6 protein-coding genes are annotated in these 14,025 nt (G+C 52.6%); 4 read left to right on the plus strand and 2 right to left on the minus strand.

Translation table 11 applies throughout. From position 1 onward, the window contains the following. Positions 1–38: 38 nt before the first annotated feature. The 4 genes from P8N76_26725 to P8N76_26740 all read left to right on the plus strand — a co-directional run bounded on the left by P8N76_26725 (position 39) and on the right by P8N76_26740 (position 7,456). Positions 39–1,265 carry a DNA repair exonuclease gene (locus tag P8N76_26725; protein ID MDG2385293.1) on the plus strand — a complete coding sequence of 409 codons (1,227 nt, stop codon included), beginning with the start codon at positions 39–41 and terminating at the stop codon, positions 1,263–1,265. A 38-nt stretch (positions 1,266–1,303) separates the two neighbouring features. Beyond that, positions 1,304–4,636 (plus strand): AAA family ATPase, encoded by a 3,333-nt coding sequence (locus tag P8N76_26730; GenBank protein ID MDG2385294.1) that lies wholly within the window; start codon positions 1,304–1,306, stop codon positions 4,634–4,636. Between the two features lie 913 nt (positions 4,637–5,549). Beyond that, entirely contained in the window at positions 5,550–6,314 is a 765-nt protein-coding gene (locus tag P8N76_26735; GenBank protein MDG2385295.1) for a PIG-L family deacetylase, read from the plus strand. Between the two features lie 56 nt (positions 6,315–6,370). Next, on the plus strand, positions 6,371–7,456 hold the full coding sequence (locus P8N76_26740; protein ID MDG2385296.1) for an alanine racemase: 1,086 nt from the start codon (positions 6,371–6,373) through the stop codon (positions 7,454–7,456). A 7-nt stretch (positions 7,457–7,463) separates the two neighbouring features. Here the strand turns inward: P8N76_26740 and P8N76_26745 are convergent, their stop codons facing one another. Both P8N76_26745 and P8N76_26750 read right to left on the minus strand, forming a co-directional pair. Further along, positions 7,464–8,324, minus strand: coding sequence for a carbon-nitrogen hydrolase family protein (locus P8N76_26745; GenBank protein ID MDG2385297.1), 861 nt, complete (start codon positions 8,322–8,324; stop codon positions 7,464–7,466). A 129-nt stretch (positions 8,325–8,453) separates the two neighbouring features. Further along, a complete protein-coding gene (locus P8N76_26750; GenBank protein ID MDG2385298.1) occupies positions 8,454–13,718 on the minus strand; it encodes an Ig-like domain-containing protein in 5,265 nt (1,754 codons plus the stop codon). Positions 13,719–14,025: the final 307 nt, after the last annotated feature.

Genomic DNA, 14,025 nt, shown 5'->3' on the forward strand with positions numbered 1-14,025 from the left:
GCCAGCGAATCTTTCTCGACGAGCGCAAGGAGGTGCGAATGGCACTTGAACGTGTTCGCTTTTTGCATACCAGCGATTGGCATTTAGAAGAGCCCCTGGGTGGTATTTTCGAAGTTCCGAGTGAGCTTCGTGATGATTTGATGGAAGCGCCCTATCAAGCGGCCGAGCGAGTTGTGGAATCGGCAATTCGTGAGGCAGTGGACTTTGTCTTGCTTGCTGGCGATATTTTACCCATCGAATCCGCCTCCCCCTACACCTTGGAATTTGTGTTGCAGCAGTTTGAGAAGCTTCACGAACAGGGTATTCAGGTTTATTGGGTGGGAGGGGGGGAAGATGATCCGGATCTCTGGCCCGCGCAGTTATCGTTATCGAAGAACGTGCACACCTTTCCGGTCGGGATGGTGGACACCTATCGATTCGACCGGGATGGCGAACCAATTGCTGAGATTGTCGGCCAAAGTGCGCGTCGCCAGACGAAACTATTGGCCAGTGACTTTTCGGGGTCGAACGACCAAATTACACGAATTGCTTTAGGGCACGGCGGCATCGACCCCAAGCTATTGGATTCGCAGGGAGTCGATTATTGGGCGTTTGGCGGAAAACACATTTACGAGCGGTTGGGTCGGAAGTCGGCAAACGCTTTTTACTGTGGAAGTCCGCAGGGACGTTCACCGGCTGAGGTCGGACGTTTCAGTTGTAATCTAGTCGAATTGAAGTATGGCGACGTCGAAGTTCGGCGGATCGATGTGGCGGCTGTTCATTGGTATCAGGAGCGTCTGCATCTTTCCCCGGCGACTGAACTCAGGCAGCTCGAAACAGAAGTTTTGGAGCAAATGCGTCAAAACTCATTGGGTGACGAAACGCTGGCTTTATGGACTTGGGATTTGGTTCGGGACGAGCCGTGGGCAACTCCATTAGGCCCGGCCGAACTGCAGCGATTGATGCATACTTGGCGTACTGATAAGAGTCGATCCCGCCAGCGAACCGTCGGGATTAATCTGTTGTCAGGTGAAATTCCGGCTGGCGAGTGGGACGAAGACTCGATTCTTGGCGACTTTTTGCGAGTTGTGCGTGACTTGCAGCAGCAGCCGGAAGCCCACCGGCAATTGGAGACCTACTTACCGGACTCATCCTTGAAAGAGATTGTCCTGGCGGAGTTAAAAGGGGCATCCCCCGAATTGCACCAACAAATGTGGCATGAAGTGGCTGCCCTGGGAGCTGGTTTGCTTCGAGGTGATGTGTCGCTTGATCCAGCGACGTCGTGATTATCCAGCAGACCTATTAATTCTGAGGAGTGATTCCCGTGAGGATCACCGAGATCACTGTTGACAGTTTCGGTCACTGGAAAGGGTTGCGCGTCCCGAACGTTTCCTCGGGCGTGACCGTTGTCTATGGGCCGAATGAAGCCGGAAAGTCCACGCTGTTACAATTGATTCGGGCTGTGTTGTACGGTTTTTCGCCGCAGCACCATCACCGATTTGTGCCGGCCTTATATGAAGGTCGCGTGGGAGGCACGCTGCATGTATCGGCGCCCAATGGTCGTTTTGAAGTTCGTCGTTGGCTGCCGGAATCTGGCTTGTTAAAGGATCATGAAAACAGTGATCTGAGTGTGCACTCGGTCGATGGTTCGCTCAAAGGGCGCCACCTGTTGACGAGTTTGCTTGCCGGTGTTGACCAGTCGATTTTCCAAAACGTGTTTGCCGTGGGGCTGAGTGAGATGCAGTATCTCGGCACGCTCAGCGATACAGAGGCAGCCCATCAGTTATATGGACTTGCCTCAGGGACCGATCGAGTTTCGATCTCAGAAGTGTCGCGGCAATTGGAAGCGGCTCGCGATCGTCTTCTTCATGAACCGAATGCCGTGGCGGCCATCGGGCAACTTGCTGAACGTAAGGCGGACTTGCATCGCGAATCTGTACGAAAAATTGCGCCTACCGATCGGTGGTTCAAGCTGAATGAAGAGCGGCAGAAGATTACCGCAGAACTGGAGCAGCTGGAACGCCAGAAAGATGATTTTGGGGAGCACATTGATGGAGCAAATCCGAATCAAGTGATTCGCTCTCAATGGAAAGAATGCCAGGGTTTGCAGAAGCGGTTAGAGGCGATCGGGCCCGTGCCGGATGTGCCTGGGGCGGCCTTGAAGCGTTTGGATAAGTTGGCCACTGAAATTGCTTCCTTGCGAAAACAGTGGGAGTCGCTGCGAGAACGACGAAAGCAATTGAAGAAAAGGGCAGGGGGTGGACGCGGTAAGCTGAGGTTGTTGCGGCATGCTGAGCCCATCGATGCACTGAAGCAGAAAGCCCCTTCGCTGATTCAAGCTCTCGAGGAAGTTGAGAAACAGTCGGTGAAGCTGGAGGAATTTGAATTTGAGCTCCAAGCTGAAATGGAACGTTTGGGTGTCAAGGCCGATTGGAGTGTCGGGGCGTTACCGGTCATCACCAATGGCATGATCGATACCTTGCGAGAGCCTGCCCGTGCTGCACGCGATGCGCGTCAACGAATCCAGGCAATCGATGAACAGGGTCAGTCATGCTTGAAGAAGGCTCAAGAATTAAAGCAACAACTTGATGAGGCTCTGGAAGGTACACCGTATCGCACGGTGTCCGAATTGCTTGACGAGACACGGCAGACTGCCGGTCAATTACAAGATCGGATTGAGTTGGATAATCAGCTGAACAAGCTGAAACGAAATCAAAAAGAAGCACGCGAGGATGCTAATTATTGGACGCAACGTCAGGTGCTTCCCTGGAAGGGGCTGATGTTCATTGGTGCTGTTTTTACATTGGGCATTGTGGTCGCACTCACCGCTCTCTTTGGAGAGACTTTTGGAATTGAAGCCGATGAACGTTTGATGGTGGCGGTGATTGGTGGAGCGATCAGCTTCGGAGCGATTGTGATCAAGAATGTCGCATCATTTGCAGCCTCCAAGAGCTTGCAATCTTGCCATCATGAATTGGATGAAGTGCGAGATCAAATGAGGGAAGCTGAAAGCCAGATCAAGAATCTCGAGGCGAACTCAACCGTAAGTTCCGAGCCGCTTGCCGTGTCCCTGCAAAACAAGCAGGATGAATTGACTCGTTTCCAAGAACTCGAACCGATCGAAGTTCAACGAGTGGCTGAAGAGCAAAACGCAGAGGCGATTTCCGCTCAAAAACAGCATGCCGAAAAGGATTTGAAGCAGGCGCGCCAAGACTGGCGCGGTCGTTTGCGCACGTTGGGTCTGCCCGAAACGATCACGCCAAACCAGTTTAGGCAGTTGTCCCACGCCGACGGGAAACTCGCCACTCTTCGTAAGGGCCACGGGGAGCTCCGTGACAGCGTTGAACGAAACCGCCAAGAAGTGGATTCCCATCGTCAGCGTTTGCACTTGATTGCGGAGCGGGTCACTTTTGTTTTCGAGGCGGATCGTATCGAAGAACAGATCGAAGAGTTAACCGGTGCGCTACACGTTGCGCGGCAACGCCGAGAAGATCGTGATTCTTTGCATCGCAAATGGCGACAGCTTGGGCGAGAGCAGGAAAAGATTGCTCGAAACGCAAAACGGTTGACCGAGAAAAAATGCAATCTGGTCGGAAAGTATGGTGGCATTGACACTCGCGATTTTAAGTCAATTGTGAAACGACAAAAAAAAGCCGCCAGCTTGCAAGCCGATCGTGATGCGAGACTTGCAGAGATCGCATTGCAACTCGGAGCCGGCTGCGCGGAACAGGACTTGGTTGAACAGCTCGGTAGAGGTGATTTTGAATCGAAAATCTCAAAGCTCGAGTCCGAGCACAAGCAGGTGTCCTCACGGGTCGCTAAATTATTGGAGCGGCGGGGCGAATTAAATGTCCAACTCAAAAACCTCTCGAAGGATCGGCAGCACTCGCTGGCGCGGTTGGAAGAAAGTCAAATTGATCGGGAGATGGAAAAGCAAATTCAGAGTTGGGCGACGCTGGCTGGCATTAGCCGTGCCTTGGATACCGTCCGCACCTCCTATGAGTCGGATCGTCAACCAGAAACCTTAGCAGAAGCTTCTGGTTACCTGAAACGCTTGACGGGCGGCCGTTATCGGCGAATTTGGACTCCGTTTGGTGAATCGTCGCTTTGCGTCGATGATGAACAGGAAAAGACCTTTCGCATTGAGTCGCTGAGTCGAGGGACACGCGAGCAAGTATTCCTGAGCCTGCGGCTCGCCTTGGCTGCTGCCTACGGGCGACGAGGCGTCGCCTTACCGGTTATTCTCGATGATGTCTTTGTGAATTTTGATGCCAAACGCGCTCGGGCAGCTGCTGAAACAGTTTGTGAGTTCGCCGCTGCCGGTCATCAAGTTTTTGTCTTCACCTGCCACGATCACATTCAAGATGTGTTCCACTCACTCGATGTCGATGTGCGAACGTTGCCATCGGTCCAACAGGTTGTTAGTGAGGGGGTTGCCGTCCTGCCGGATCAACGGTCATCGCCTACGAGCGAATATCCAGTCGCTGTAGATCATGGATCCGACGCGGAAGATGTTGATCCTGAATTGGATTACGAACTGATGTATGGTGCTCCGGAGTACGATCCGGGCTATGAGCCAGCCATGCGTCAAGATCGCAGCGGTCGCGTTCCGGCGACTGCCGCCTGGACCGGGCCAAGTGAGCCCGCCTGGAATTAGCTCGCCGTTGTCCTGTTGAATGCTTTAAGATGGACGGCTCAGACTCACTTTCGAGGGGGCGGCTCTCGCAAACTTTCTGTGATCGTCACAGGTCGACTCGGTCGTCAGTCATTTACGATGAATTTATCGCTTCGACGGTGTTGCGTGTTGACGATGTAATGGGAGATTGGTTAAACCGGTAAATGTTGGGTGTGAACGAAAGCATCAACTACCGACCCACAGCCTCGAATCACATCACCGCATTTTGAATTCGAGCGCAACGTACAAGAGACGTTTTGATTAGGAGGGCTCGCCATGTTAGATCCGCCATGCAGTTTCCGGCGAGTTTGTTACTTCGCCTAGGCGGCCGTCAAGATTGGGCAACATTTATCTATCGCCCGTTAGCATCTCTTAAGACAGGAGGATCTCGGACTCGACCACCCGACTAACATTGCCGATCGGGAACGCCACTGAAACGACGAAGCAATCAGAGGGTTTACTGCTAAACAACAAAGCAGAGGATTCAGCGAAGCGTCGATTTTAGTCCCGTTCGACGCAAAGTGTGGTGGTGTTTGCGACTTGCCGTCGCAAAGGATTGGCCCGAGTCGGTGAATAACAGACTCAGTGTTTTTCTCACTGGATAATCAATCGAAACCCTTAGCCGAGCCCTCGGGCTCGGCTTTTTTTGTGGTTTTCTTAGGCAGTGTGTCTGAATTCTTGCTGCCCTGTGGTCGGTTTCGCTGATCGGATTTCGGGGGTTTTTGGCTCAGGGTAAAGAGTGGCTGCCGGCCATTATTGAGTTGCAGTGGTTTGCGAAATTTTCAGCTTATCAAGTTCTTCTTCGATTGAGGTTCGCTCGGAATGGTGTAGGTTACTGGTCTTGTTTTCGGTTGCGGGCCTGTTTCGTTCCAGATTGATTGCGAAAGGAGTTGAAGTGGGTGATCGAGTCTTCGCCATTGCCGCGCACCCGGATGATATCGAGTTTGTGATGTCCGGTACGATGATGCTACTCAAGGACGCGGGTTGCGAATTGCATTACATGAATATCGCGAATGGTTGTTGTGGTTCAACGGAACATGATGCCAGGACGACGGCAAAGTTGCGACGTCAGGAGGCCATGCGGGCAGCAGACCATTTGGGGGCCGTATTTCACGAAAGTCTGACTGACGATTTAGCCATCTTTTACGATAAACCCACCCTCGCACGTCTTGGCTCGGTGGTTAGGAAGGTTGCGCCCTCCATGCTACTTGTGCATTCCCCGCAAGATTACATGGAGGATCATATGAACGCTTGTCGTCTTGCGGTCACGGCTGCCTTTGCACGTGGAATGCCGAATTTTTGCGTCGACCCTGTCTGTCCGCCAGTTGAGGAGGAGGTCACGATCTATCACGCTCAGCCTCATGGTAATTGTGATGGATTGCGGCTGCCGATTGTGCCCGATCTTTATGTTGATGTGACTTCCAAAATCGTACAAAAGTCAGAAATGCTGGCCTGTCATCAGACGCAAAAACGTTGGCTCGATGAAAGTCAGGGGATGGGATCCTACATTGAGACGATGAAGACGCTGTCGCAAGCAGTTGGTAAACTGTCGGGAAAATTTGAGTATGCCGAAGGCTGGCGGCGCCATTCTCATTTGGGCCTTTGTGCCGAGGATCGTGATCCGCTGCGTTACTATCTGCAACCCTTTGCAACCGATTAACGCCTCGAAGGCCGATTTTTACGTTGTTATTTTTTTCTGAGCTGATTGAGGCTGCTATGTTTCATCCACCAACACCTTGTCTTGTTGTTAATGCTGAGATTGTCCGGCGTAACATTTCTAGTATGCAAGCGTACGTGAATCAGCATGGTCTCGAATTGCGACCGCATACGAAAACTCACAAGTCAATCCACGTCGGAACGCTGCAGCGTGAAGCGGGAGCGTATGGGCTAACGGTTGCAAAGGCTGGCGAAGCGGCCGTGATGGCTCAGGTCACGGATAACGTGATGATGGCCTATCCGCCGGTCGATCTGCCTCGCTGTGAACGTTTGGCCAAACTGGCCCGTGACGCATCCTTGGTAGTCGGGCTCGATTCTGAATTAGCGGTTGAGAGACTTGCGGAGACGACGCAATCGGCAGGAACTAATGTGGACGTGTTAGTGGATGTTGATATCGGTTACCAGCGGACGGGGGTGCAATCCGATGAAGATGCGGTTCGACTGGCTCAATGTGTTGAACGATCGAAGTCGCTGCAGCTCAAGGGGCTTATGCTCTATGCCGGCAAGATTACTGGCAGTGCCGCTGAACAGACTGCACAGATGCAGCAGTTGAATTCTCGCTTAAAAGCTTTACTGCCAAAATGGGATGCGGCAGGGCTTTGTCGGGAAGTGATATCGAGTGGTTCGACGCCTTCTGCCAAATATTCGCATTTGGTTCCTGCCGTGACAGAAATACGACCGGGTACCTATGTGTACAACGATATGAATATCGTTCGTGGTGGTTACTGTAAAATGGAAGACTGTGCAGCACGGATCCATGCGACGGTGGTTAGCACCAATGTCAAGGGTCAGGTCGTGATCGACGCGGGAAGTAAGACGTTAACGAGTGACAAATGTGGTCCGGACCCCGATTCGGGATTTGGCCATATTGCTGAGTATCCTGCAGCAAAACTCTTTTCCTTGACGGAGGAGCACGGTCAAGTGGATATTTCGAAGTGTGATCGAGTTCCCGAATTGGGTGAGCGAATGACGATCATTCCCAACCACATTTGCGTTTGCGTCAATATGCAAGATTCATTCTGGTGGTGTGATGCTGGAGCCGAACCGCGGCAATTACCCGTAGACGCTCGGGGCTTACTGATTTGATTGCCATCTAGTTGTGGGGATGAGGACGGCCTGGCGGGGTGAGCGTGTGCGTTTGAGTGAGCGGCTGATAAAGCGCTGGACGTCGGTCAGCTAAGCGGTGGATTTCATGCTTTTGCGGAACTCGCACGACATGCTTTTGGCGGGCGCGATTAGGATCGATGTCGGCAAAAAAGACTTCTTCGCGATTCTCGGATGCGCGATAAATTGTTTTTCCGCCAGGATCGCAGATTTGGCTTTGTCCGATAAACGAAAAATCACCTTCGGTTCCAATTCGGTTGACAACGATGAAGTAAACGCCGTTCTCCATGGCCCGACAGCTGGCGATGTTTTGTGCGGCACATTGCGCACCTTGTGGCCAATTGGTGGGCATGGCGACCACGTCCGCTCCAAGGAGTGTCAAGCAGCGGGCTGATTCAGGGAATGATCCGTCGTAGCAAATATTCATGCCCACGTTGGCTTTCCCGGCGGAGTGAACGGCAAATGGACGGTCCCCCGGGGTCGTGAACCGATCAACTCCCAGAAAGGGAAGGTGGATTTTTCGGTATGGATGTACTTGATTTTGAGGGCCGACGAGCACTGCCGTGTTGAACAGTTTTCCTTGGTGAATTTCCAGAAGTCCACAGACAACATGGGTCTGGTGGCGTTCGCACATGGTTGCGAGGCGATCGGTGAACGGACCCGGAATGGTTTGCGCGTGGGGTAGCGCTTCGGCCTCTGATTCAAAGCAGTAGCCGGTAAGTGCACACTCGGGAAAAACCGTGAGGTCGGCACCTTCTGTCGCAGTCTGGTTGATGAATTCCTCGATGCGCTCGAGGTTTTTGTCGGGTTGCCCCAAGGCAACGTCACACTGAACACCTGCCAATTTCACGGGGCGTCTCCCGGTTCTGGAAAAGAATCCTGCGCTCGTCACACGGAAGACCGAAGAATGGAAGATTTGTTCCGTTCTTCATGGGGCCGCCCGAATCGGGGCAGCCATGTCTTTCTTGCGAATCCTATCTTACAGGTCGTTGGTGAGTTGAGCCAACAGCTCTTCGTCCACGATCTGGTCATGGTGATCGATCGAATGCGTGTCCAAATCGTCGAATAGGTTGTCTCGACTTTGGATGAGCAGATCGAGTTGAGCGGTGTCTTCAAAGGGAATTCGATTCTCTTGGCCTGATGATGGGCGTCCGGGCTTAGCCAGTACTTGTGAGATCAGAAGAGACGCGGCAACTTCATTTCGTTTTAGAGACGGATGGCCGAGCAAGGTTTTCTGGGTTGCAGCTCCATCCGCATAATTGCCTTCCTGGAAAGCGTAGACAAAGTCACTGGAGTCGAATTCACCATTGCCATCCCAGTCACCTTCTTCAAAGGTTGTGTTATTGGGGACGCCATCTTCGTACTTGCCTGCTTGGAAAACGAAAACAAGATCACTGGAGTCAAACACACCGTCGTGGTTCGAGTCGCCGGGTGGGGGGGCTACACCGCCATCTGCTGTGCCCGGGGATCCGCCAGGTTGATTGCTGGGACGCCAGCCGGCTTGTGTTTTCCATGCGTTTAGGTCGGCCGCTGATTCGTTGACAACCTGCAGGGAAGGCCCTTCACCATCGGTCGTGGGGTGCCAGGCTTCGTCATAGGTCAAGTCGTGCAAGACCGTATCGCCGGCAACAAACACGATTTGTTCAGAAGAATTGCTGAGTCGCCCGCTCCATTCGCCTGCCACGACGATATCGGAACCATAGCGAGTTTGAAATGCCTGCAGGTCCTCGACAACGACCAGCCGGGCTCCTGCTGCGATTTCGGTGTGCTCACTATCGGAAAATCGGAAGTCGATACCTTCCACATCATTTCCGACGACAACCTTCTCGAAGCGAACGTCAGCAAGATCAACTGGGGATTCGGAGAGGTTGACGATTTCGATGAACTCGAAATCGCTGGCAGAATCGAACCCTGCGGCTATTTCCGAGTTCGTTGGATCGCTGGGATGGTAGTGCACTTCGCTGATGCGAAGATTGTCAGTGGTTGCTTCGACGCTTGTAGTGAAGCGAGCTTTGTTGGCAGCGCTCCAAGTGCCGTCGGGTTTGCGTAACCTTGCGGTGATCATCGTTGATTGACCGATGGTGATCGGACCGTCGAATGACAAGGCCCCGTCGGCCACTGCGCCGCCAGCGACCCGCGGGTCAGTTTCATCCGTTGTGTAATAAATGTCACCATCGGGTGCCGTCATGGTTAGCTGGCCGCCAATGTTTACGAAGCCACCATGCTGAGCAATTCCGTCGATCACCATCTCGGGAGCTTCGTCGGGGATGAACAGGTCCGTTTTTCCGAATTGTGTGATGACGGTCGCTGTGCGCTGGGGGAAATAGTTCTCGTACAAGTCGTTGCGGACATCTGTCCAATCAGGTCGTGTATAGCGTGTCTTGTCACCATTGTCGATTTGGTTATCACCCCAGCGGGCCGACTCGGCTCGCATTACCAAATCAATTTGATCAGATCGATCGGCGTAAAGTTTTGCAGCCGCCTCGGGGGTCATTGCACCACCGTTGTGAAAATGTTGCTGCACACGATCCGCAAACATCAGCACATACTCGGGATGCGTGCTCAAGCGACGATGCATGCCAGTGGGTGCATTTCGGTTGTTGGTTCGTGTTTTGTCGTCCCTGGCACCTTCGAGGACTTTTTCGGCATCCCAGCTATGGAATCGCCAGAGTCCCTCTTCTTTGTGTTCGGAGGCATACCAGTTGTGGTGGTCCCAGTCACCGTTTCCACCGTAGAAGTTGACCAACATGTAGTCGATGAAACTGTTGATGTCCAAGCGGGTCTGAATTTCGCTCCATTGTTCGTCGGTCAAGTCACCACGGGTGCCGACGACAGTGAACATATCACGGTAAGTCTGATTTGATCCGTTGATTATATCGTTGGAGCTGAGCCCATGTTTGATTACGTTGTAATCTTCGCTGTTGCCACCCAAGTAACTGGCGACAAAGTTGTCGTCTGGACGCTCGTGGAGCGTGTGGAGTCCCCAGTAGATACCGTTGATGTAAACATTCACATGTTGTGCATGGGTTGCCGTGCCGCCGACCGCGTTTTGCAAGTCTGCAGCGAACTCGTCTCGCATGTATTGTGCACGACCGCGTTGGGAAGCAGGGCTGCTCCCACCGCCGTAATGCCAGACGTTGTTCAAGCGAGCATCAACGACCAGGGTATCGAAGGCGCTGATGGCATCCGTCCCGAAAATTGGATAATTGAGATCCGAGGGACCTTGGTCTTCCGTGAAGCGGACACGCATCGAGAGCTTGTCGGTTTTCCATCGGTTGGGACTGCTTCCTCCGACAATCTGAACGGTGGAGTTTGCCTGCACTCCATTATCGGGTTTGTGCGGATCGAAGAATTCGAACGACACCGGACGCTCGACGTTCTCACCTCGAATATAGATTCCCTTTGAACCGAAAAATTCATCAAAGTTCAAGGACAAGGACACGGTTGGGATTCGCATCAGGTCGTCTACTTCGGGGCGTATTTCCGGGTCAGTGTGGTTCACGATGATGGGGTCCATTGCCCAGTCGGCGCCACGATGTCCCCAGCGTGCACCTCCCAAATCGGCACCATCTTGTTGCAACACATCCGCTGCAAAAACGTAAGTTTGTGCATCCACGTTAGAAGGCAAAAAGCTCTCTTTGAATGCGATTGCCTTCAAGACAGTGGTGGTTGAAATCGTGATGGGGTTGCTGTAGAGATCGCCATGAGTGGCCGACGGATTGGAACCATCGGTGGTGTAACGGATTGCAGCGCCCTCGAATGCAGTGCTGATTTCAACCTGAAACGCTTCGCTGTAATAGCCTCGATCCACGCTGAAAGCCGTGTCCGTCACGACCCCTGGATAGAGGCCGCCGTTGGCAGCGCCCGGCGTGACGTCGAGCAAGAAACCCGTCTCTCCGTTGTTTCCAATACCAAAGGACACATCGGCGCGTTGATCGGGAGTGTTCGTTACTTCGTGGAAAATATCACCTTCGGCCGAAGTGATCGCCAGGTATTCTCCAGACGGGTTTAATTTGAAATTCGTGTGCAGCATGCCCTGTTCATCAAGATTGGGATTGCTGATATCGAGCCGACTCGCGGCCACCACCAAGTAACCAGCGGCAGGTAGGGTCGTACCAGCGGGCAATGCCCATTTCGTAAGGTTGTCGCTGTTGTCGGTGAGGTGATATCCCGAGAGGTCAAGTTCCGAAGACGTCAGATTGTGAATCTCAATCCAATCCGGAGTCAGCGGATCGCCTTTGTACGAATCCTCCGTGTTTGCTCGCACGCGGGTTTCAATCGACGTCGCATTCGCCGACATCACCTCGCTGATTTCAATGGGCGCCGCTCCCACAAACAACGAGACATCAGCAGTTGTTGATTGACTGTTGCCATCACTGACCACATAGGAAAACGAATCAACGCCAATGAAATCTCCATTGGGAGTGTAAACGAACGATCCGTCGTTCATCAGTTCTAATTGCCCCTGGGATGGTTCTGTCGAAACGGCGGCTGTGAGGTCGGTGCTGTCAATGTCTGTGTCGTTGGCCAACAGACCATCGGCAGCTGAAATCACAAAGTTGTCACCCTTGGGGGCGAAATAGGCATCCGCATTTGCGGACGGACTGTCGTTTACCGGGTCGATCGTTAAGTTCACCGTCGCCACATTCGATTCGTCTTCGCCGTCGAACAAGATGTATTGGAAGGAATCGCTTCCAAACGAATCCGGATTCGGAGTGTAATTAAACGAACCGTCTTCATTTAGGACTAGTTCACCTTGGCTGGTTCCGTCGACTAGCCTCACGACCCACGTGTCCCCATCCGCATCGCTGTCATTCGCGGAAACCCCGCTGCTCGTCGTCGCGTTGAAGCTCACATCTTCCGTTAGCGCGAAGCTGTCGTCCTGGGCTGTAGGCGGCGTGTTCACAATTAGAGTGACTTCGGCTTCTGCTGAAGTGTTGGTGCCATCGTTGACCTGATATCGAAAACTGGTTGTGCCGGCGAAGCCTTGCGGGTCATAGATAAAGGAGCCATCCGCATTTAGGCTGAGACTGCCGCTGCCAACGTTTTGACTGAGTTGAACACTCAGGTCGGTTTGGTCGGCATTTTCGTCATTGGCGAGCAATCCGATGGACGCATCGATAATCAGCGATTCAGCGGGAACTGCCTTGTAGCTGTCAGCGACTGCGATGGCTGGATCGTATACGTTGGACACATTGATTGTGACGGTGGCTGTGTTGGATACTTGCGAATCGTTAGCGGTGTAAGTAAACGAGTCCTCGCCAAAGAAGTTCGAAACGGGGGCGTAGGTGAAGCTACCGTCAGGGTTCAGTGTCAGGGCGCCATGTTTGGTTGGGGACACAAGCACAGCCGATAGGGAGTTCGATTCTGGATCGGTATCGTTATTGAGTACGCTATTTGCCAGAGTCACAAAGTTAAATCCAAACGTCGGATCTTCTTGAAACGCGTAGCTGTCGTCTGCGGCCGTGGGGGCGCTGTTGTTATAAGTGGCTTGGATTGTTTGATTGAGTTCAGTGACTTCGCTGGCATCCAACGCGCCATTGAAGATTCGGATTTCGGCGATATCGCCGTTGAATGGGTTGGCGTCGTTTTGCTGAAGTATGCCGAAAGTCAAATCGATTGGCTCGCGAGCCAGCGCGTTACCATCGAGCATGGTGGTCGCGTTGCCGTCGTCGATATAAATGTCCAGAGTGCCCCCAGTGCGGGAAACAGTGGCCAAATGAAATTGTCCGTCATTCAGGCCCGTTTCGTTCGAGTAGATCGATTCATGGGGTTTGAAGAGGCCTTGTCCCAACCCGGTTCCGATTTGTCCCGACGCATTGAGGCTCATGCCCCAATCCCGTCCGAAGCCGGCACGGTTTGCGTCGACCAGCCCCGTGTTATTCGACCAGTCATCCGTGCCTCCCTTTAATTCCTCAGAACTCGTAGAAAAAACTACCGCAACTGTGAAATCGTTTGCGTTTGCTAATGGGCTTTCATTTCCAACCACTCGAAACGAATCGGCTCCATCACTCGTGTTGAATCGTATGACTGAGTGACCGCTCAGTGCATTCTTGACTAGCAGTGGGGCTCCACTGCTGTTGGCCACGACATTACTGACGATGTCATTCCAGTCCGCGACGACCTGACCATTATCGTGGTTGTCATTTAACGCATCTGCCGTCCAATGGGATACCAAATCTCCCGCGAGAAGCACACGTTGCTCGAGTGACTCAAGCTGGCCGTTGTGTCGTCTTGTCTTCAATCGATGTTCAGATGATTTATTTCTGCGATTACCGATTTGCGTAGCTTGTCGTAGGATCGAGGGGAACAGTCGCCGCATTTTGTTCTCTCAGACGGGGATTTCGAGTTGCTGAAACGTCACTTGTAGCTAACCATCCCGATTTTATCTGATCAAACCATGAAACTCCACAAAAAATAGGAGCTGACTAATCGAAAGTTTGGGATGATATGAGTTGCTTGCAATACTCCTTGGGTTGTGCCAAATCGTTGTTACACAAGCTGGTACCTCTTCCGGAAAAAAAATTAACTATTCTGAGATGTTGAGGGGG

The organism is Pirellulaceae bacterium, from assembly GCA_029243025.1.
GTDB lineage: Bacteria > Planctomycetota > Planctomycetia > Pirellulales > Pirellulaceae.

Coding starts and splice junctions, on each gene's coding strand:
- P8N76_26740 (MDG2385296.1), top strand. CDS start 6,371: ATGTTTCATCCACCAACACCTTGTCTTGTTGTTAATGCTGAGATTGTC.
- P8N76_26725 (MDG2385293.1), top strand. CDS start 39: ATGGCACTTGAACGTGTTCGCTTTTTGCATACCAGCGATTGGCATTTA.